Source organism: Nocardiopsis sp. NPDC101807, from assembly GCF_044766605.1.
Lineage (GTDB): Bacteria > Actinomycetota > Actinomycetes > Streptosporangiales > Streptosporangiaceae > Nocardiopsis > Nocardiopsis tropica.
This window is the reverse complement of sequence record NZ_JBIWMK010000006.1, coordinates 537,061-556,276: the sequence shown is the minus strand read 5'-3', so window position 1 is coordinate 556,276 and position 19,216 is coordinate 537,061. Positions and strand designations below refer to the sequence as shown.

Annotated in this window: 16 protein-coding genes and 1 pseudogene; 9 read left to right on the top strand and 8 right to left on the bottom strand. The window is 74.0% G+C overall.

The features are described 5' to 3' along the window. From ACIRPH_RS21360 to ACIRPH_RS21335, 6 genes and pseudogenes are all read left to right on the top strand, one after another. Positions 1 to 237, top strand: a pseudogene (locus ACIRPH_RS21360) (sensor histidine kinase); the annotation flags it as partial. After that, complete coding sequence (locus tag ACIRPH_RS21355) at positions 234 to 836, top strand: response regulator (RefSeq protein WP_402916876.1); 603 nt, start codon at positions 234 to 236, stop codon at positions 834 to 836. The pseudogene ACIRPH_RS21360 and the gene ACIRPH_RS21355, both read left to right, overlap by 4 nt. Before the next feature lie 696 nt (positions 837 to 1,532). Beyond that, positions 1,533 to 2,789, top strand: a complete 1,257-nt coding sequence (locus ACIRPH_RS21350; protein ID WP_402916874.1) for a beta-ketoacyl-[acyl-carrier-protein] synthase family protein — start codon at positions 1,533 to 1,535, stop codon at positions 2,787 to 2,789. A 9-nt stretch (positions 2,790 to 2,798) separates the two neighbouring features. After that, the gene (locus tag ACIRPH_RS21345) at positions 2,799 to 4,010 is read left to right on the top strand and encodes a beta-ketoacyl synthase N-terminal-like domain-containing protein (protein WP_402916872.1); all 1,212 of its coding nucleotides are present in this window, start codon (positions 2,799 to 2,801) and stop codon (positions 4,008 to 4,010) included. 21 nt (positions 4,011 to 4,031) lie between these two features. After that, positions 4,032 to 4,292, top strand: a complete 261-nt coding sequence (locus ACIRPH_RS21340) for an acyl carrier protein (RefSeq protein WP_402916870.1) — start codon at positions 4,032 to 4,034, stop codon at positions 4,290 to 4,292. Continuing rightward, on the top strand, positions 4,289 to 4,765 hold the full coding sequence (locus ACIRPH_RS21335; RefSeq protein ID WP_402916868.1) for an SRPBCC family protein: 477 nt from the start codon (positions 4,289 to 4,291) through the stop codon (positions 4,763 to 4,765). The genes ACIRPH_RS21340 and ACIRPH_RS21335 overlap by 4 nt, the downstream gene beginning before the upstream one ends. Positions 4,766 to 4,849: 84 nt before the next feature. On the opposite strand, the gene ACIRPH_RS21330 is transcribed toward ACIRPH_RS21335, so the two are convergent. Together ACIRPH_RS21330 and ACIRPH_RS21325 are read right to left on the bottom strand one after the other, a co-directional pair. Further along, entirely contained in the window at positions 4,850 to 6,058 is a 1,209-nt protein-coding gene (locus ACIRPH_RS21330) for a DUF418 domain-containing protein (RefSeq protein ID WP_402916866.1), read from the bottom strand. 31 nt (positions 6,059 to 6,089) lie between these two features. Further along, positions 6,090 to 6,704 (bottom strand): TetR/AcrR family transcriptional regulator, encoded by a 615-nt coding sequence (locus ACIRPH_RS21325; RefSeq protein WP_402916864.1) that lies wholly within the window; start codon positions 6,702 to 6,704, stop codon positions 6,090 to 6,092. Between the two features lie 243 nt (positions 6,705 to 6,947). Between ACIRPH_RS21325 and thiD the strand changes: the two genes are divergently transcribed. Both thiD and ACIRPH_RS21315 read left to right on the top strand, forming a co-directional pair. Then, positions 6,948 to 7,748 (top strand): bifunctional hydroxymethylpyrimidine kinase/phosphomethylpyrimidine kinase, encoded by an 801-nt coding sequence (gene thiD, locus ACIRPH_RS21320; RefSeq protein WP_402916862.1) that lies wholly within the window; start codon positions 6,948 to 6,950, stop codon positions 7,746 to 7,748. Between the two features lie 133 nt (positions 7,749 to 7,881). Further along, complete coding sequence (locus tag ACIRPH_RS21315; RefSeq protein WP_402916860.1) at positions 7,882 to 8,076, top strand: CsbD family protein; 195 nt, start codon at positions 7,882 to 7,884, stop codon at positions 8,074 to 8,076. A gap of 422 nt (positions 8,077 to 8,498) precedes the next feature. Here ACIRPH_RS21315 and ACIRPH_RS21310 read toward each other — a convergent pair whose 3' ends face one another. The 6 genes from ACIRPH_RS21310 to ACIRPH_RS21285 all read right to left on the bottom strand — a co-directional run bounded on the left by ACIRPH_RS21310 (position 8,499) and on the right by ACIRPH_RS21285 (position 18,134). Further along, positions 8,499 to 9,563, bottom strand: coding sequence for a ferric reductase-like transmembrane domain-containing protein (locus ACIRPH_RS21310; protein WP_402916858.1), 1,065 nt, complete (start codon positions 9,561 to 9,563; stop codon positions 8,499 to 8,501). A 177-nt stretch (positions 9,564 to 9,740) separates the two neighbouring features. Continuing rightward, entirely contained in the window at positions 9,741 to 12,734 is a 2,994-nt protein-coding gene (locus ACIRPH_RS21305) for a glycoside hydrolase family 2 TIM barrel-domain containing protein (protein WP_402916856.1), read from the bottom strand. 1 nt (position 12,735) lies between these two features. Then, positions 12,736 to 14,910 carry an alpha-galactosidase gene (locus ACIRPH_RS21300; RefSeq protein WP_402916854.1) on the bottom strand — a complete coding sequence of 725 codons (2,175 nt, stop codon included), beginning with the start codon at positions 14,908 to 14,910 and terminating at the stop codon, positions 12,736 to 12,738. Beyond that, complete coding sequence (locus ACIRPH_RS21295) at positions 14,907 to 15,755, bottom strand: carbohydrate ABC transporter permease (RefSeq protein WP_402916937.1); 849 nt, start codon at positions 15,753 to 15,755, stop codon at positions 14,907 to 14,909. Before ACIRPH_RS21295 ends, ACIRPH_RS21300 begins: the two co-directional genes overlap by 4 nt. Before the next feature lie 68 nt (positions 15,756 to 15,823). Beyond that, positions 15,824 to 16,813: a carbohydrate ABC transporter permease gene (locus tag ACIRPH_RS21290; protein WP_402916852.1), complete on the bottom strand. Its 990-nt coding sequence runs from the start codon at positions 16,811 to 16,813 to the stop codon at positions 15,824 to 15,826. Positions 16,814 to 16,835: 22 nt separating this feature from the next. Further along, positions 16,836 to 18,134 (bottom strand): ABC transporter substrate-binding protein, encoded by a 1,299-nt coding sequence (locus ACIRPH_RS21285; RefSeq protein ID WP_402916850.1) that lies wholly within the window; start codon positions 18,132 to 18,134, stop codon positions 16,836 to 16,838. Between the two features lie 193 nt (positions 18,135 to 18,327). On the opposite strand from ACIRPH_RS21285, the gene ACIRPH_RS21280 reads away from it, so the two are divergent. Continuing rightward, on the top strand, positions 18,328 to 19,122 hold the full coding sequence (locus tag ACIRPH_RS21280; protein WP_402916848.1) for a DeoR/GlpR family DNA-binding transcription regulator: 795 nt from the start codon (positions 18,328 to 18,330) through the stop codon (positions 19,120 to 19,122). Positions 19,123 to 19,216 lie beyond the last annotated feature (94 nt).

Sequence of the window (19,216 nt, the reverse complement as noted above, 5' to 3'; positions counted from 1 at the left end):
GCCGGGCAGGTGTGGATCACCCTCTCCGGGACCGGTGTGCGCATCGTCAACGACGGCGCGCAGCAGGGCCCGGTCACCGGGCTCAGCGGCCTCGCCGCCCTGCGCGAGCGCGTGCTCGCCGACGGCGGCGAGCTCACGGTGGAGCGCGGGGACGGACGGTTCCTGACCGCCGCGAGCTTCCCGCGCACGGCCTCCGACGCCTCCCGCCCCGCACCGACACGGAAGGACGACCGATGACCACCGTGGTGCTCGCCGACGACGAGGCCCTGCTCCGCAAGGCGCTGGCCGCGCTGCTCCCCATGGAAGGGGAGATCACCGTGCTCGCCGAGGCGGAGGACGGGGAGCAGGCCGTGGAGGCCACGCTCCGGCACCGGCCCGACGTGCTCGTCGTCGACCTGGAGATGCCCGGGACGGACGGGCTCGGGGCCGTCGCGGCGATCCGCCGCGAGCTCCCGGACCAGGTGATCCTCATGCTGACCCGGCACGCCAGGCCCGGGGTGCTGCGCAAGGCCCTGCGGCTGGGGGTCCAGGGCTTCGTCAGCAAGTCGGCGGAACCGGCGCACATCGCCTCGGTCGTCGCGACCCTGCACGGGGGCAAGCGGTGGATCGACCCGGACGTGTCCGCGCTCGCCGTCATCGACGACTGCCCGCTCACCGACCGGGAGGTGGACGTCCTGCGGGCGACCGGCGAGGGGTACTCGGCCGCCGACATCGCCGCCCGGCTGCACCTGGCCGAGGGCACGGTGCGCAACTACCTCTCGAACGCCATGCAGAAGACCCAGACGCGCACCAGGCACGAGGCGGCCAGGTACGCGCGCGAGCACGACTGGCTGTAGCGGCCCGGCCGGACACGCCCGCGGTCCCCGCCGACACGGCTGCCGCCGCCCGGGGCCGGACCGCGCCCCGGCCGGCGGGCGCCGGGGCGGGTCGGGCGGGCGGAGCCGGCCCCGCTCCGGTCCGCACGCCGGAACCCTCTCGCCTCCGGGTCGCGACCGACCTCCCCCAGGGCTTGGACCTGGGGTTTTCCTCTTTTCCGGGCGGGTGCGCCGCCCGGGGGGCGAACAAATACCGATCAGCCGGACAACCCGCTCGGGGGCCGCGGGGAAAACAGGAAATCTGGCCTACCAGGTCGTCGTCAGGGGCATGGCCAACGCCAGATCGACTCCACATCGTGATATCACAAACACAGAAAGTAGCGATGTCGGCCGTTTGCGGTCTCCCGTGACCGGCCGCACCGCCTCCGACCCGTCACTCCGCGGCCGCTCTCGCCCGCTGTCCGTCGCCCGACCCGCCCGAGGCGCGGCACAGCACCCGCGGACCGTTCGGCCTCACGCCCCGCGACCGACCCCGGTCGGCATCCCTGAACTCGTGGAGAAGACACCCTTGACCCAGATCTGCCGTCCCCCGGTGTCACCGGGGCGCGTCACACCTCCGTCCGGCACTTCCCACCGGGCGCCGCGACGGCACCGCGGCGCCTCCCCCGACACCCGCACGCGTCCGCTCCGCCCCTCCCGCCGTGAGGGGGGCGAGTCGTGAAACGCGAAGCCGTCGTCACCGGCGTGGGCGTCGTCGCCCCCGGGGCCATCGGCGCCACCGCGTTCTGGGACATGCTCACCGCGGGACGCACCGCCACCCGGGGCATCACCCTGTTCGACCCGGCGGGCTACCGCTCCCGCATCGCCGCCGAGGTCGACTTCGACCCCGCCGCGCACGGCCTGGACGAGCAGCGGACCGCGCGCATGGACCGGTACGTCCAGTTCGCCGCCGTCGCCGCCGCCGAGGCCCTGGCCGACAGCGCCGCCCCGCTGGCCGACGTCCCGCCCTGGCGCGTCGGGGTGAGCATGGGCACGGCGGTCGGCGGCACCACCCGCCTGGACCGGGAGTACGCGTCGACGAGCCGCGGCGGCGCGGACTGGGTGGTCGACCACACCGCCACCGCGCCCCACTCGCACCTCGCGCTGATGCCGAGCACGCTCTCCGGGGAGATCGCGGAGCTGGTCGGCGCCCGCGGCCCGGTGCGCACGGTCTCCACCGGCTGCACGTCCGGGCTGGACGCGGTGGGCTACGCCGCCCAGGCCGTCGAGGACGGCCTCGCGGACGTGGTCGTCGCCGGGGCGGCCGAGTCGCCGATCTCGCCCATCGCCATGGCCTGCTTCGACGCCATCAAGGCCACGTCGGACAGCAACGACGACCCGGGGCGCGCGTCCCGGCCCTTCGACCGCCACAGGAACGGCTTCGTGATGGGCGAGGGCGCGGCCGTCCTCGTCCTGGAGGAGGCGTCGGCCGCACGGCGGCGCGGCGCCCGCGTCCGCTGCCGGGTCGCGGGCTTCGCCAACCACGGCAACGCCTTCCACATGACCGGCCTGCGGCGCGAGGGGACGGAGATGGCGCGCGCCGTCACCACCGCGCTGGACCACGCCCGGCGCCCCGCCTCCGACGTGGACTACGTCAACGCGCACGGGTCCGGCACCGTGCAGAACGACCGGCACGAGACCGACGCCATCAAGCGCGCGCTCGGCGAACACGCCCGCCGGGTCCCCATGACCTCGATCAAGTCGATGGTGGGGCACTCGCTCGGGGCGATCGGCTCGATCGAGCTCGTGGCCTGCGTCCTGGCCATGGACACCGGCGTGGTCCCGCCCACGGCCAACCTGGCCACGCCCGACCCCGAGTGCGACCTCGACTACGTCCCGGTGACCGCGCGCGAGCACAGGACCGACGTGGTGCTGTCCGTGGGCAGCGGTTTCGGGGGTTTCCAGTCGGCGGTCGTCCTGGACCGGGGAGAGTGAGGAGCGGCCATGACCATGGTGATCACGGGCCTGGGCGCGGTGTCCCCGGCGGGAACGGGCACCGACGCCTACTGGGCCGCGCTGGTGGAGGGGCGGACGCTCCTGACGCCGATCCCCGACGTCGGCGCCCGGGGGTACCCGGTCCGCCTCGGCGGCAGGGTTCCCGGGTTCGACCCGTACGAGCACATCGAGGGCCGCTACGTCGTCCGGACCGACGCGTTCAGCTGGTTCGCGATGGTGGCCTCCGACGAGGCCCTGCGGGACTCGGGGGTCGACGTCACCACCGACCCCTACGCCACGGGGGTGCTCATCTGCAGCGGCAGCGGCGGCAACGAGTTCGGCCAGCGCGAACTGGCCGCCCTGTGGGGACGGGGGCCGGAGTTCGTCGGCCCCTACCAGTCCATCGCCTGGTTCTACGCGGCCAGCACGGGCCAGGTGTCGATCAGCAACGGCCTCAAGGGCATGTGCGGTGTGCTGACCACCGACGAGCCGGGCATGCTCGACGCGCTGGGGCAGAGCATGCAGATTCTCCGGCGCGGGACCCCGGCGATGCTGGTCGGCGGCAGCGACGCGGCGCTCGGCTCGCCGTTCGCCCTGGCCACCCAGCTGGGCAGCGGCGTCCTGAGCGAGGGCGAGGACCCCGGCACGGCGTACGCGCCCTTCACGGAGAGGGCGTGCGGCTTCGTCCCTGCGGAGGGCGCGGCCGTCGCGCTGGTGGAGGACGCGGCCACCGCGCGGACGCGCCGGGCCAGGGTGCGGGCCGTCGTCGCCGGCCACGCGAGCACGTTCGGCGGCGTCGGCGCGTTCGACCCCGGCGGCGAGGGGCTCCTGCGCGCGGCCGAGGAGGCGATGCGCCGCGCCGGGGTGGGCGCTGAGGGGGTGGACGTCGTCTTCGCGGACGCCGTCGGCCTCCCGAAGGCCGACGCCGACGAGGCCGCGGCGCTGCGGCGGCTCTTCCCCGACGGCGTGGCCGTCACCGCGCCGAAGGCGGGCTTCGGCCGGGCCTACGCCGGGGCGGGCGCCCTGGACGTGGCCGCCGCGGTGCTGAGCCTGGAACACCAGGTCGTTCCCCCCACCCCCCACGTACCGGACGCGCCCCTGGGCCTGGACCTGGTCACCAGGGTCGCCCGCCCCGCACGCCTGCGCTCCGCGCTGGTGCTGTCCCGGGGCGTGGGCGGCGGGAACTCCGCGCTCGTCCTCCAGCATCCCGACCACGTCTGACACACGACAACAAGGAGACCCATGGCCGAGAGCCGCATCACGATCGAGGAGCAGGTGGAGCTGATCTCCGCCTGCGCCGGGATCAGGACCGACGTCGCGACGGCGTCCTCGCAGACCTTCGACGAGCTGGGGGTCGACTCCCTCGGCGTCCTCGGCATCGTGGCCGAGATCGAGCGCCGCACCGGCCTCAAGCTGGGCGCCGACGCGGAGCAGGCGCCCTCGCCCGCCGCACTCATGGCCCTGGTCAACGGGGACGTCCCCGCCCACATGGAAGGAGCGTGACGGCCGTGCCCTCGCGTACCGAGAACAGCATCGTCATCGACGCCCCCCTCGACCTGGTCTGGGAGATGACCAACGACCTGGACGAGTGGACCGGTTTCTTCCCCAAGTACGCCGAGGTGGAGGTCCTCGAGAGGGAGGGGGACACCGTCCGGTTCCGGATCACCAAGTTCCCGGACGACCAGGGCCGCGTGTGGAGCTGGGTCTCCGAGCGCGTCATGGACCGCGCCGCGGGCGAGGTGCGCGCCCGGCGCGTGGAGACCGGGGCGTTCGAGTTCATCAACCTGCACTGGACCTATGAGGAGGTCGCGGGCGGGGTCCTCATGACCTGGCGCAACGAGTTCACCATGAAGCCCGACTCGCCCTACAGCGACGAGCAGATCACCGCCAACATCAACCGGGAGGCCCCGGTCGAGATGGGGCTGATCAAGCAGAGGGTCGAGGCGAGGGCCATGGCGGAGAACCCCGTCGGCTGACCGGGTCCGTGCCCGGGGCCTTCGGCCCGGCGCGGCCCTGCGCCCCCGCCGTACCGGAGTCCGGTCCGGCGGGGGCGGGGCGGGTCAGCGCCGGTGTCCGGGGGCCCGTGCCAGCACCGCCTTCTGGAGGGCCTCCAGGGGACCGGCGCGGAACCGGCGCAGCCACAGCGTGGAGGCGGTCAGGAGCAGCGCGCACACCGCCGCCCACAGGCCCATCACCCACCAGGGGCCCGAGCCGGCGAGGCGGGCGGCCAGGCCCAGGCCGAAGCCCTGGAGGACCAGCACGCAGACGAGGTTCTGCGCCACGTAGCCGCTCATCGCCGTCCTGCCGAGGGACGACACCGCCGTGACCGCGAGGCCCCCGGGGGCGGCCCGGTCCAGCACCCGGCCGACCAGGCCGATCACGCCGAGCGCCACCACCGGGGCGGCGACGTAGCGGTCCAGGAGGGCCAGCCCGGGCCCGGCCAGGGACGTGGCCAGGTTGAACGGCACCCCGACGCCCAGGCCCCACGCGAGCAGGCGGCCCCGGATCCGGCGGCCGGCGCCGTCGTCCCCGAAGGCCCCGGCGCGGAACAGCCGCACGCCCAGCAGGAACATGAACACCATCAGGGCGAAGGTGAGGATCGGCTCGGCGCGGAAGAGGAGCACGTGGTCGAGCCGGAAGGCGACCTGGTCCAGGTAGCTCCCGTGGGCGTAGAGGTCCACGACCTCGGGCGGGGTCTCCCCTCCCGCCGCGGCCGGGTCGAGGACCATCACCGCGGTGAGGAGCCCGATGAGGGCCGTGTGCACGGCCGCCGCCGTCCACATCACGGCGTTCTGCGCCCTCCGGGAGCGGGTCAGCAGCCAGGCGACCACCAGGGACGTGACCGCGTAGCCCATGAGGACGTCGGCGGCGAAGACCAGGGTGAAGTGCACGAGGCCCTCGGCGAACAGGAACAGCGCCCGCCACTTGTAGGGGCCGGGCCAGCGCTCCCCCCGCCGGGTCGCCGAGCGGAACTGGATGGCCAGGCCCACGCCGAACAGCAGGGTGAGCAGGGCGAGGAACTTGCCGTTGGCGAGGAAGAGGAACAGCCCCTCCCCCAGGGAGGCCGCGGACGGCGACTCACGGAAGTCGGTGAGGGTGCCGAGGGAGTCCGCCCCGAACAGGAAGCTCGCCTCGGAGCCGGGGGCGGTGAACAGCCACACGTTGGTGGCGAGGGTGCCCATGATGGCGACGCCCCGCAGGACGTCGAGCAGGGGGAGCCGCGCCCCCGCCCTGGCGGGGGTCCCGGTCTGCGGATCGGTGGTGGTCATGTGGATCGCCCAGCTCTCGGTCGGACGCGGGTCACGAGCTCTCGGGGTCCGGGAAGAGCCGGTCGACGTAGGTGGTGAGGGAGGCGAGGACGGGGGCCTCGGCGAAGTCCCCGCCGGTGACGAGGTGGTGCACGGTCAGGCCGTCCACGAAGGCGACGAGGGCGGCGGCCTCCGCGCGGGCGTCCGTGCCGGGCGGCAGCTCGCCCGCCCGCAGGCCCTCGCCGAACGCCCGCTCGAACGCGTCGACGAGCTGACGCGTCGTGGCCCTGTGCAGCCGGGACATCTCCTCGTCGGCCATGGTGGCCGGCAGGAACTCCAGCCAGACGGTGAGTTCCAGGCGCCGCTCGTCGTCGAGGGGGAGGAGGGTCTCCGCCGCGCGGAGGACCCATTCCCGGACGGTGGCCGGCCCCTCGTCCGCGGCGAGTGCCACGAGGCGGGCCTCGCCCTGCTTGTACATGTACTCCACTCCGAACCGGAGCAGCTGGGACTTGGTGCGGAAATAGCTCTGCACCAGCCCGACCGACACCCCGGCCTCGTCGGCGACGTCGGCGAGGGTGGTCCTCGCCAGCCCCCGCCTGCCCACCGAGCGCAGGAGTGCTCGGGCGACCTGTCGCCGCCGCTCATCGTGGTCCGCCGTCCTCGCCATGAAAAAATAATACGACACTATTTTTAATGTCGCGACAGGTCCCGTGGCCGTATCCGGCCACCGCGCCCGCCGGGAGCGCCCGGCCACCGGCCCCGGACGGCCGCGCCACGGCGCCCGTGACGCCCACCACGGACTCCGCGAACGCCCGGGACCTGCGCTTGTGATGCAATAACAACGGGTTCGTGAACCCGCGAGGGCTCCGAGACCGGCAACAGCACATCGACAGAGGGAGGTTGGTCCCCCATGACCGACCGCGCGTACGTGATCGCAGGATCGGAGGCCACCGGCGGCGCCGGCATCCAGGCCGACCTCAAGGCCTTCCAGGAACTCGGCGTCTACGGGATGGGGACGATCACCTGCATCGTCTCCTTCGACCCCGGCAACGGCTGGGGCCACCGGTTCGTCCCCGTCGCCCCGAACGTCATCGCCGACCAGATCGAGGCGGCGACCGCCTGCCACGACCTGGACGTGGTGAAGATCGGCATGCTCGGCACGCCCGACACCATCGACGTGGTCGCCGAGGCCCTCCAGCGGCAGCCGTGGCGGCACGTGGTCCTGGACCCCGTCCTGATCTGCAAGGGCCAGGAGGCGGGCGCGGCCCTGGACACCGACAAGGCGCTCACCGCCCAGATCCTCCCGCTGGCCACGGTCATCACGCCCAACCACTTCGAGGCGCGCACCCTCGCGGGCATGGAGCGCATCGACTCCGTGGACGACCTGGTCGAGGCCGCCCGCCGCATCCACGAACTCGGCCCGAAGCACGTGGTCGCCAAGGGCGGCACGGAGCTCCCCGGCCCGGACGCGGTGGACGTGTACTTCGACGGCGAGGAGGTGACGGTCCTCAGCGCCCCGAAGATCGGCGAGGAGCGCGTGAGCGGCGCCGGGTGCACCTTCGCCGCCGCGATCACCGCCGAACTGGCCAAGGGCGCCGAGGTGGGCGCCGCCGTCACGACCGCGAAGGCGATGGTCCGCGAGGGGATCGAGAGGCGGCTGACCACGCACGCACCGTTCGCCTCGGTGGTGCCGGTCGCCCCGCGCGGCTGACGCGCACGGCCTCCCGGCCCAGGTTTTCAGGCGAATTCAGCCCATTTGGGAAGTTTTTTCTGCGGATCATGATTGGGAGCCGTCACAGCGGTGAGGGCAGAGACCAGGACCGAATGCCCAGCAGGAGGTTGACATGTCCGAGCAGAACCGCGCCGGGAACAAGGCCGACGAGTACAAGGGCAAGGCCAAGGAGACCCTCGGCAAGGCCACCGGCAACGAGCAGTGGCAGGCCGAGGGCAAGACCGAGAAGACCACGTCCAAGCTCAAGCAGGCCGGTGAGAAGGCCAAGGACGCCCTCACCTCGGACAAGAAACCCAAGGCTCCGTAGGACCCGCACGGACGGCGGGGGGGGGGGGGGCCCCGGGCCCCCCCCCCCCCCCCCCGGGGGGGGCCGGGGCGGGGGGGCCGCCCCGGCCGGGGGGTGCTGCCCCCGTCCCCCCCCCCCCCGGCCCCCCAACCCCCCCCCCCCCCCCCCCCCCCCGGGGGGGGGGGGGGGGGGGCCCCCCGGCCCCCCCCCGCCCCCGCCGCGTGTCGTGCCGGCCCGGGGCTCCGCTCGGGTCCGGGCTCCTCCGCCGGGCCGACCCGCTCTCACGGGCCCGCCCACGGCGCCTCCGGAGCCCCACGGCCGCCCGGGCCGTGAGCGCTCCGGTGCCCGGGAGCACGGGGACACGGCGCCCGGGAGCACTGAGCGCAGAGCACAGGGTCACGGGAGCGCCTCGCGTCACACCGGTGGCGGACCCGGTCGGCCCGCTATCCCACGCGCGCCCCCCGTTCCGGGCGCTCGCGGCCGCGCAGGGACAGCACGACGGCGCCGATCACCGTCAGCAGGAGGGCGAGCCCGCCCCAGACCGCGTCCTGGCCGATCAGCATCTCACCGCCCTCGGCCCCCGGGGTGCGGCCCCCGTCCCGGCCGGTGATCGTCACGGCGAGCAGCACGACGACGGTCGCCGCGACCGCCAGCCGGGCGCCGAGCCGGGAGAGCGCCCGGAGCTTGCGCCCGCCCGCCAGGTCGCGGAGCGTGAAGCGCTCGTCCGCGCGCAGCGGCGCCAGCAGCCGTGCCAGGAGCAGCAGGGCCACGGGGAGCTGGAGGGCCCACACGAACGTGCGGAACCAGCCGTCGAACCACACGTTCGTGCCGTAGAGCAGGGTGTGCCAGACGCTCAGCGCGTAGACGACGATGACGAACCGGTGCAGCGCCCGCCACGTGCGCGTCCCGGTCCGGAACCGGAAGTAGTAGGCGAGGCTGAGCGGCACGGCCAGGTAGAGGGCGATCAGCCCGATGAGGATCGCGACCTGTCCGGTCCCGGTGGCGTAGCCGCCGGGCACGAACACGTCCACGAACGCGGACAGCAGGCGTCCGCCCCAGGCCAGCCCCTCCTCGTTGTCCCGCACGAGTTCGAGGAAGAACGCGAACGCGTGCGCGAACATCAGCCCCATGGTGGTGAGGCTGGTGACGCGGTGCCAGCGCTCGATGCGGGCGTGCGGGACGGGGGCCCGCGCCAGGGGCGCGGTGGAGCGGAGCAGCCCGAGCATGACGGTGATCCAGGCCCAGAGGAGCCCCGACCACCCGAAGGCCTGGCAGAGCCAGTACAGCCAGTACTCCCCGGCGTCGGACAGGAACGGCATGACCATGAGCGTCATCGAGGTTCCCGCCTCGATGCGTGCGTAGACGACGAAGAAGATGACGAGGGTGACGACAAGGGCGGCGGCGCTGTCGGGAACGACGCGCCGCAGGTCGGCGCGGAGTGCCGCGCCGTCGATCCGGGAGGGTCTGCGTCCGGGGCGGGCGCGTTCGGGTCCGGTGGTGTCGGCCATGGGCGGGGGGCGCCTTTCGTGAGAGGGAACCCCTATGACAGCAGCGCTCCCCCCGCCTGGCCACCCCTCTTCCCGGGGTGTCCGGGAACCGGTCCGGACCGGTCTCCCCGGACGGCTCCGCGCCCCGGCGGGGGGAGGGCCCCTCCCCCCGCCGCCGCGTGTCCCGGGGGCCGGGACTCAGGGGGTCGGGGCCACCGGGGAGAACCCGAGCCGGAGCCGGTGGCGTCCGGCGGCCAGCCGGTGCGCGGGCAGCACGCCCGGACCGCAGGAGGCCGAGCCGATGCCGTGGTGCTCCAGGTCCAGGTGCAGGTGGATCCGTCCGTCCGGCACCAGTTCGTGCGGGTGCCGGGCGGCGTCGAGGGCGGCCGTGTCCCACCGGCGCGCGGAGAGGCCGAAGACCGGGGCCCCGTCGATCCGCAGCCCCGTGCCGTCCTCCGTCCGCAGGACGGCCCACCGCACGTCGGCCCGGTTGCCGTTCTCCTGGGGTCGCAGGTAGGGCGTCTGGAGCCCGTCCACCGAGTTGGTGAACCGGCCCACCCTCGCGGCCTGGCCCACGTCGCGGTAGGCCTCGCCCGGCCCCCGCCCGAACCACTCGACCCCTCCCAGGGAGGAGGGCACGGTCATGCGCACGCCGAAGCGCGGCAGGGGGCAGGGCCACTCCCCCTCGGCCTCGGCGTCCACGTCCAGGAGCAGGCGCCCGCCCTCCGCGGTCCAGCGGTAGGCGACGAGCATCCCGAAGTCCGCGCCCGCCGGGGCCAGCCGGTCGCGCACGACGTACGCCTCGCCGTCCCGCCCGGCGCGGACGCGGCGCGAGGTGATCCGGTCGAGCCCGGCCGCCCGCCAGGGGGCCTCGACGGACACCCCGTGGCGCGCCTGGTCGTTGTCGGTCGGCGCTCGCCACAGGTCCGCCTCCGGGGACCCCACCGGCAGTCCTCCGACGGAGAGCAGGGCGCCCGTTCCCGTGTCGAGGACGCCCGGGCCGAGGCGGAGCAGGGTGCCCTCCGTGCCGACGGCGGACACGGCGGTTCCACCAGACGCGGCGGTCCCGGCGGGTCCCGGGGGCCCGGCCGCCCCGACAGCCCCGTGTCTCCCGGCGACCCCGTGTCTCCCCGCGGCGCCGTGCCCTCCGGCGGTGAGCCGGGCCTGCCCCCAGGCCAGTTCGTGCCCGGCCGGGGCCCAGGGCTGGTCCGCGCCCAGGTGGACCGACACCGTCAGCCACGCCTCTCCGCCGCCGGGCGGCTCGGGCAGCCCGGGCAGGGGGACGTCCGCGCGCGCCCCGGGGCCGAGCGACGGCATGTCCAGCACGCCCTCCCCGAACGGCACGCCCTCCTCCTCCGCGCGCCACCGGAGGACCAGACCGGACGTGTCCCGGAAGTCCCAGGTGTTGGCGACCCCCACCGTCCCCGCGGCCGGGTCGGGGACGACCCGCACCGGCTCGATCGTCTTCTTGTAGGCGTGCAGGCCGGGCCCGGGCGTGCGGTCGGGGAGGAGCAGGCCGTCCGCGACGAAGTTGCCGTCGTGCACCGTCTCGCCGAAGTCGCCGCCGTAGGCGAACCACTCGGCGCCGTCCGGTTCGCGGCGGCGGATGCCGTGGTCGATCCACTCCCAGACGAACCCGCCCTGGAGTCGCTCGTGCCGCGTGAACAGCTCCTGGTACTCCTCCAGCCCTCCCGGGCCCGTGCCCATGGCGTGCGCGTACTCGCACAGCACGAACGGGAGCCCCCGCCGGTGGGCGTCGGCCCCGGGGTCGTCGGTGGCCTCCTCCTCCCGGCGGCCGATCGCGTCGACCTCGTCGTGCGGCGGGTACATGCGCGAGTACACGTCGGCGTAGGAGCTGTCGCGGTCGCCCTCGTAGTGGACCGGCCGTGAGGGGTCGTGCTCGCGCACCCAGGCGGCCATGGCCTCCAGGTTGCGGCCGGTCCCCGACTCGTTGCCCAGGGACCACAGGACGACGCTCGGGTGGTTGCGGTCCCGCCCCACCGTCCGCGCGATCCGGTCGAGGTAGGCGTCACGCCAGCGCGGGTCGTCGGAAGGGTTGCCGCGCCACCCCACCAGCTCGAAGCCGTGGGTCTCCAGGTCGCACTCGTCCACGACCCACAGGCCCAGCTCGTCGCACAGGTCGAGGAAGTCGGGGTGGGGCGGGTAGTGGCTGGTGCGCACGGCGTTGACGTTGTGCCGCTTCATCAGCAGGACGTCCTCGCGCATGGTCTCCCGGGGCACGGCGCGGCCGTGGTCGGGGTGCCACTCGTGGCGGTTCACGCCGCGCAGCAGCAGCGGCCTGCCGTTCACGCGCAGCAGGCCGCCGGAGACCTCCACGGTGCGGAAGCCGACGCGCAGCCGGGCCCGCTCCCCCGGCGCGGCGACCACCGCGTCGTAGAGGCGGGGCTCCTCGGCCGTCCACGGCTCCACCGGGCCGACCGCGTGCTCCACCCCGGCCGGGGCGTCCACCAGGCCCAGTTCGGGGACGCTGACCAGCGCCTCCGCCGACCCGGCCACGTCGACGCGCAGGACGCCCGTTCCGTTCTCGTGGTCGTAGGAGGCGTGGACGGCGACGTCGCCGACCCCCCGCTCGGGGAGGGCGGTCAGGGTGACGTCGCGGAAGATCCCGGACAGCCACCACATGTCCTGGTCCTCCAGGTAGCTGGCCGCCGACCACTGGTGGACGCGGACCGCCAGGACGTTGCGGCCCGGGCGCAGCAGGTGGCCGGCGTCGAACTCGGCGGCCAGCCGGCTCCCGGTGGAGAAGCCCAGCTCGACGCCGTTGAGCCACACGCGGAAACAGGAGTCCACGCCGTCGAAGCGCAGCGCCGCGGCCCCCTCCGGCCAGTCCTCCGGCAGGTCGAACTCCCGCCGGTGGTCCCCGGTGGGGTTCTCGTCCGGGACGTGCGGTGGGTCGACGGGGAAGGGGTAGACGACGTTCGTGTAGGCGGGGGCCCCGTGTCCGTGCAGCTGCCAGTGGGAGGGCACGGGAAGCCCCTCCCACCCGGAGTCGTCGTAGTCCGGCCGCTCGAAACCGTCCGTGCCGGCCGGGGCCCCGGGGAGCATCCGGAACCGCCACGTGCCGTTGAGGTCCAGGGAGGGGGCGTCGCCGTCGAAGCGGGCGCGGGGCGCGCGGGCCCCGGCGGAGGGGGCGAAGTCCTCCAGGTAGGCGGGCTTGCGGGTCTCGGTCATGTCAGACCTCCCTCAGGTGCAGGAGCAGGGCTTGGGACGGGTTGAGGTTGGGCAGCTGCACCCCCGAGCGGGCGAGGACCGCGCCGGAGACGGCGGCCTCCCCCTCGCGGAACCACGCCGGGAGCGCCTGCTGGAGGGTGGAGGGCCGTCCCGCCTCCCGGCGCCACGCCAGCCGGTAGACGCGGTCCTCGCGCAGGCCGGGCAGGCGTACCCGCCCCGGGAGGGCCCGGGCGGAGGTCGTCAGCCGGGCGTACCGGAAGACCGCCTCGCCGCCGTCGCGGGAGACCACCCCGTCGAGCTGTTCGGAGGGGTCGGGCGCGTCGGCGTGCACGGGGTCGCCCGAGTGCAGGAGGGGCCGCAGCTCCTTGTAGAGGGAGATCCAGGAGGCCAGGACGCCGAGCTCGTCCTCGGTGCACGTGGTGACGTCCCATTCGATCCCCGTGTGGGAGAGGAGGGCGGCGAGGCAGCGGAACGACAGGTCCGCGGCCCGGCCGGTGGTGTGCGAGACGGGGCCGCCGACGTGGCTGCCCACCAGTTCGGGGGGCAGGAGCAGGGAGGTCCAGCGCTGGAGGGCCAGCCGCTCCAGGGGGTCGTTGCAGTCGGAGGCCCACACCCGGTCCGTGCGCTCCAGGACGCCCAGGTCCACCCGTCCGCCGCCGGAGGAGCACGACTCGATCTCCAGGCCGGGGTGGCGCTCGCGCAGCCGGTCGAGGAGCGCGTACACGGCGAGGGTCTGCCGGTGCGTGCCCGCCGCTCCGGTGGGGGCGTGCACGGGTTCGAGCAGGTCGCGGTTGTGGTCCCACTTGAGGTAGTCGGGGCGGTACTCGGTGACCAGGGCGTCCAGGTGCTCGAACACGTACCGGAAGGCCTCGGGTCGCGACAGGTCGAGGACCTGCTGGCTGCGGCTGGGCGGGGGCAGGCGGCCCTCGGCGGCCAGGATCCACTCGGGGTGGGCGCGCAGCAGGTCGGAGTCGGGGTTGGCCATCTCCGGCTCGACCCACAGCCCCGCCTCCATCCCCAGGGAGCGGACGTGGTCGAAGAGGGGGTGCAGGCCGTCGGGCCACACCCCGGTGTCCACCGTCCAGTCGCCGAGCCCGGCGGTGTCGTCGCGGCGGCCCCGGAACCACCCGTCGTCCAGGACGAACCGCTCGGCGCCGATCCGGGCCGCCGTGTCGGCCAGCCGCTTGAGCTTGTCGAGGTCGTGGTCGAAGTAGACGGCCTCCCAGGTGTTGAGGACGACCGGTCGCGGCGAGGAGGGGTGGCCCGGCCTGGCCCGCAGCCAGCGGTGGATCCGCGAGGACATCCCGTCCAGCCCCCGGTCGGACCAGGACAGGAACACCCACGGCGTGGAGTAGGACTCGCCCCGGGCGAGCCGGACCTCGCCGGGGTGGAGGAGTTCGCCGCCCGCGAGGACCGCGTCGGCGTGCCCGGCCCCCTCGGGCAGGCGCTCGGCCAGGTGGACGTGGTCGCCGCTCCAGGCGGTGTGCACCCCCCACACCTCGCCGTGCCGGAACCCGAACCCGGGCGTCCCGGCGGTGAGCAGCAGGGTGGCGTCGTGCCCGGTCCTGCCGCGGCGGGAGGCGCGCATGCGCGTGCCCATGGAGAGGTCCTGGCGCTGGGGCGCGCGTTCGCGGCACCAGCGCCCGGTGAGGTCGAGGACCTCCCCGGCCTCGCGGGGCAGGGGCATGGTGACCAGGAGCGAGTCCAGGGTCCACGGGGCGTCGTCGGTGTTGGTGACCGTGTTGCGGGCGCGGACCAGGCCGGAGGGCTCCAGCCTCAGCTCGCAGCGCAGTTCCAGCCCCGCGGCCGCGGCGAGGACGGTGACCGCGCCCCCCGCGCCGTCCCCGGGGGCGCCCGCCCCCGCGCCGCCGTCCGGGCCCTCCGGCGGGTCGACGGTCACGGAGCGGACGGTCCAGGCGGGGAAGGTCGCCCGGCCCTCGTGGTGCCCGGCGATCCCGGGGTGGCCGCGCCAGCCCTCCCCCTGGGTGGGCGCCAGCGACACCCAGGTGGGGACGTCGATCCCGTTGTGGGCGGCGGGCGGCGACGCGGCGTCGGCGAGCCCGGCGTCGTCGGGCAGGTCGGCGCCCCAGTGCAGCACGTGGGGCAGGCCCTCGTCGGGGACCCCGACGACCAGCGCGGTCCCCGCCGCGTTCAGGCGGACGGTGCGGTACGTCATCCCTTGCTCGCTCCCAGGGTCAGTCCGGCCACGAAGTGGCGTTGCAGTACGAAGAACACGACCAGCGTGGGCAGGGCGACGATGACCGACCCGGCCGACAGCAGGTTGTAGTCGACGAAGAACGCGCTCTGGAGGTTCTGGAGCGCGGTGGTGATGGGCAGCTTGTCGGCGCTGGACAGCAGCGCGAGCGCCCAGAAGAAGTCGTTGTAGATCCAGGTGACCAGCAGTGTGGCCAGGGCCGCGAGGCTCGGGCGGCACAGCGGGAGCACCACCTTCCGGTACTGCTGGAAGACGGTCGCCCCGTCCACCCTGGCGGCTTCGAGGAGCGACGCGGGCATCGCCCTCATGAAGTTGCTGAGGACGAACGTGCAGAAGCCGATCTGGAACGCCGTGTGGATGAGGACCACGCCCAGGTGGCTGTCGTAGAGCGACCCCGACCCGCTGATCCAGTAGGGCAGGGGGACGGCGTTGTAGAGGCGGAACAGCGGGACGAGGAGGGCCTGCGACGGCAGGAGGTTCGCGGCGAGGAACACCGCGAGCATCACCAGGTTGAAGCGGCGCGAGTAGGCGGAGAGCACGAACGCCGCGCACGACGACAGGAACAGGGTGAGCAGCACCGCGGGGACGGTGATGACCAGGGAGTTCAGGAAGTAGCCCGGCAGTTCGCCCTGGTTCCAGGCGTTGGCGTAGTTGTCGAGGGTGAACCCGCCGAGGGACAGGTAGCCGTGCAGCGCCGTGTAGTCGTAGTCGCGGAAGGAGTTCACCACCGCCCACAGCACGGGGAACAGCCAGGCCAGCGCCGTCACGACGAGGAACGCGTGCAGCAGCGCCCGTGCCGGGCGCAGGCGCCGGCGGGCGGGGCCCCGGCGCGTCGGGGGCCCGGTGCGTCGGGTCTCGGGGGGTGTCGCGGCGGTCACCTCTGGGCCCCTCTCAGCATGGTGGACACGTAGACGACGATGAACACCAGGGAGATCACCAGCATGACCACGGCCAGCGCGGAGCCGAAGCCCACCCTGCTGGCCTCGCCGATGACGTTGGAGGTCACCAGCGCGGAGATCAGCTCCAGGCCGTTGCGGCCCCGGTTGATGACCCACACGATGTCGAAGGCGCGCAGTGCGTCGATGACGGTCACGACGACCACGACCAGGTTGATGGGGAGCAGCGCCGGGAAGACGACCCGGGTGAAGGTGCGCACGGGTCCGGCGCCGTCGATGGCGGCGGCCTCGCGCAGGGACGGGTCGACGGCCTTCAGCCCCGCCAGGTAGAGCAGCATGATGTACCCGGTGTGCCGCCATCCGGCCGCGACCAGCACCGCGTACAGGTTGATGTCCGGGTCGCCGAACCAGTCCACGGCGGGCGCGTCGGCGACGACGGCGAGGAACGCGTTGAGCAGGCCCTGGTCGCGGGAGTAGATGAGCTGCCACACGAACCCGATGAGGGCGAGCGAGAGCACCACGGGCAGGTAGAAGATGCTCTGGTACACCGGGCCGCCGCGCAGCTCCCGGTCGAGCAGCACCGCCAGGAGCATCCCGAGCAGGGTGGGGACCGTGAACAGGAACGCCAGCCACACGAGGTTGTTGCGCAGGGCGGGCCCGAACGGCGGGTAGATGGTGAACGCGTCCGTGTAGTTCTGGACGCCGATCCACTCGATGGTGTCCAGGCCGCCGATGCCGTCCCACCGGGTGAACGACAGCAGGACCGTGGCCGCCGCGGGCAGCCACACCAGGCCGATCACGAGCAGGGCGGGCACGCCCAGCATGAGGGCGAGGGCGGCGCGGTCGGCGCGCCCGTGGCGGGGGCCCGTCCCCGGGCGCCGGGCGCGTCCGGTGCGCCGCGCCGGGGCGGGGGGAGGGGGCCCGTCCGTCCTGGCTGCGGGGGGAGGCGGGGGGCCGTTCGACGCCATGCCTGTCTCCTTCACTTCTGGTTCACCGGCCGAAGATCGACAGCTTCTGGCGCTGGATGGTGCCGGTCAGGTCGGCGATGTCGTCGGGTTGGCGCAGGAAGCGCTGGAGGGCGGGGATCATGACGACGGACGCGAAGTCGGGCCGGGTGTCGCGGTCCATGTACTGGGTGAGCGCGCCGGCGCTCGCGACCATGTCGTTGACCTTCGCGTCGAGCGGGCTGAACCCGCCGGTGCCCGCGTCCAGGTGGGTGGGGAGCGCCTGCGGGTCGATCGCGGTGTAGATCTCCTGCGCCTCCAGCGAGCCGAGGTGGCCGAGGAGTTCGCGGGCGCCCTCGGGGTTGCGCGGGTCGCCGGAGACCATGAACCCGTCGATGGGCGCCTCGACCACGTCGGCGCCGATCTCGGGGTCGAACTCGGGGAAGGCGAAGCAGTCCAGGTCGTCCAGGTCCTCCCCCTCGGGGAAGACGTGGGTGATGAACATGCCGCACAGCATCATCCCGGCCTCGCCGCGCACCAGGGAGGTCTGCGCCTCGTTGATCCCGCGGCCCAGGGGGTCGGGCTGGTGGTGGGGCAGGAGGTCGGCCCAGGCCCCGAAAACGCTCCTGACCTCGGGCGAGTCCCAGGAGTGGTCGCCGTCGAGGAGTCCGAGGTGGAACTCGGGGCCGTTGATGCGCAGGTTGAGGTGGTCGAACATGCCCATCGCGGGCCAGCCCTCGCGGATCCCGGAGGCGAGGGGTTCGAGGCCGTCGGCGCGCATCCGCTCGCACAGCCCGACGAACTCCTCCCTCGTGGCGGGGACCTCGTAGCCGTTGCGCTCGAACAGGCTCCTGCGGTGGAAGACCGCCCAGGGCGCGGTGGAGTCGGGGACCATGTACTGCCTGCCGTCGGGGGCCGTGCACAGGCTCCTCACCTGGTCGGTGAAGGCCCCCTCGAAGTGCCGCTCCCAGACGTCGGAGACGTCGCTGATCAGGCCCCGTTCGGCGAAGAACCGCATCCGGTACCCGGCGAACCAGCCGATGACGTCGTCCGGGGTGCCCTGGAGGTAGTTGTTGACGCTCTCCTGGAAGGAGGTGGAGTCGAAGGTGTTGACCTCGACGGTCCGCCCGGAGGCGGCCTCGTACACGCCGAGGCTCTCCCGGACGGCCTCCCGCTGGGCGGGGTTGGCCCGGTTCGAGGCCATCGTGACCGTGTTCGGGTCGTCGCGGCCCGCGGCGCCGCACCCGGTGAGGCCGGGCAGGGCCAGGAGCACCCCGGCTCCGGCCAGGCCGCCCAGGAGGGCGCGTCGCCGCAGGCCCGGCGGTCCCGGAGGTCTGTGGTGCATCGAGGACTCCTCCGAACGGGTGTGAAGGCGATCACAGTTCTCCACATGTTCGGTACATCACTCCCACTTGTCAACACTTCTCAACTTTTCCGAACAGAAAACCACGCACTATCGTCCCTATTGACACGAACACGGAACCTGCAACACTGGAACGAACACCTTTCAACATTTCCACTCATCGCTTGGGGGACGGATGCTGGCCGCGCAACGGCAGGAGCTGATCCTCGAACAGGTCAGGCGGACCGGGGGCGTCAGGGTCGCCGACCTCGTCGAGAGCCTCGCGGTGTCGGACATGACCGTCCGGCGCGACCTCGACGTCCTGGAGCACCGCGGCTCCCTCCGCAAGGTGCACGGCGGCGCCGTCGCGCCGGAGGGCGCCCGCACCGAGGAGCCGGGGTTCGAGGCCAAGTCCACCCGCCAGGAGGACGAGAAGCACGCGATCGCCCGCGCCGCCGCCGGCCTGGTCGAACCGCACAGCGCCGTCGGCCTGTCGGCCGGCACCACGACCGCGCTCGTCGCCGAGTACCTGGCCGACACCCCCGGGCTGACCGTGGTCACCAACTCCCTGCACGTGGCCGAGGTGTTCCACCGCACCGCCCGGCCGGACCAGACCGTCGCCCTGACGGGCGGCTTCCGCACGCCCTCCGACGCGCTCGTCGGCCCGCTCGCGCTCGCCTCGATCCGCGGCCTCAACCTGGACGCCCTGGTCCTGGGCGTGCACGGCATGCAGGAGCGCGCCGGGTTCACCACCCCGAACCTCATGGAGTCCGAGACCAACCGCGCCCTGGTGGAGGCCGCCGCCACCCTCGTCGTGGCCGCCGACCACAGCAAGTGGGGCACCGTCGGGATCAGCACCATCGCGCCGCTGGACCGCTGCGACGTGCTCGTCACCGACTCCGGGATCCCCGACGCGGCACGCGCCGCGCTCTCCGAGCAGGTCGGCCGCCTCGTGGTCGCCGACGTGCGGCCCCGGACGGAGCAGGGATGACGCGCGCCCCGCAGGACGGCCCGGCCGGGCGCGGGCACCGACCGGGCGCCGCCGGCGGGGGCGCGGGGCGGGGCGCCCCCGGCACCGTCGCCGC

What these genes read in the sequence shown, in the direction of transcription:
- ACIRPH_RS21355 (WP_402916876.1), top strand. Translation starts at nt 234, where the DNA reads ATGACCACCGTGGTGCTCGCCGACGACGAGGCCCTGCTCCGCAAGGCG.
- ACIRPH_RS21345 (WP_402916872.1), top strand. Translation starts at nt 2,799, where the DNA reads ATGACCATGGTGATCACGGGCCTGGGCGCGGTGTCCCCGGCGGGAACG.
- ACIRPH_RS21340 (WP_402916870.1), top strand. Translation starts at nt 4,032, where the DNA reads ATGGCCGAGAGCCGCATCACGATCGAGGAGCAGGTGGAGCTGATCTCC.
- ACIRPH_RS21330 (WP_402916866.1), bottom strand. Translation starts at nt 6,058, where the DNA reads ATGACCACCACCGATCCGCAGACCGGGACCCCCGCCAGGGCGGGGGCG.
- ACIRPH_RS21325 (WP_402916864.1), bottom strand. Translation starts at nt 6,704, where the DNA reads ATGGCGAGGACGGCGGACCACGATGAGCGGCGGCGACAGGTCGCCCGA.
- thiD (WP_402916862.1), top strand. Translation starts at nt 6,948, where the DNA reads ATGACCGACCGCGCGTACGTGATCGCAGGATCGGAGGCCACCGGCGGC.
- ACIRPH_RS21315 (WP_402916860.1), top strand. Translation starts at nt 7,882, where the DNA reads ATGTCCGAGCAGAACCGCGCCGGGAACAAGGCCGACGAGTACAAGGGC.
- ACIRPH_RS21310 (WP_402916858.1), bottom strand. Translation starts at nt 9,563, where the DNA reads ATGGCCGACACCACCGGACCCGAACGCGCCCGCCCCGGACGCAGACCC.
- ACIRPH_RS21305 (WP_402916856.1), bottom strand. Translation starts at nt 12,734, where the DNA reads ATGACCGAGACCCGCAAGCCCGCCTACCTGGAGGACTTCGCCCCCTCC.
- ACIRPH_RS21300 (WP_402916854.1), bottom strand. Translation starts at nt 14,910, where the DNA reads ATGACGTACCGCACCGTCCGCCTGAACGCGGCGGGGACCGCGCTGGTC.
- ACIRPH_RS21290 (WP_402916852.1), bottom strand. Translation starts at nt 16,813, where the DNA reads ATGGCGTCGAACGGCCCCCCGCCTCCCCCCGCAGCCAGGACGGACGGG.
- ACIRPH_RS21285 (WP_402916850.1), bottom strand. Translation starts at nt 18,134, where the DNA reads ATGCACCACAGACCTCCGGGACCGCCGGGCCTGCGGCGACGCGCCCTC.
- ACIRPH_RS21280 (WP_402916848.1), top strand. Translation starts at nt 18,328, where the DNA reads ATGCTGGCCGCGCAACGGCAGGAGCTGATCCTCGAACAGGTCAGGCGG.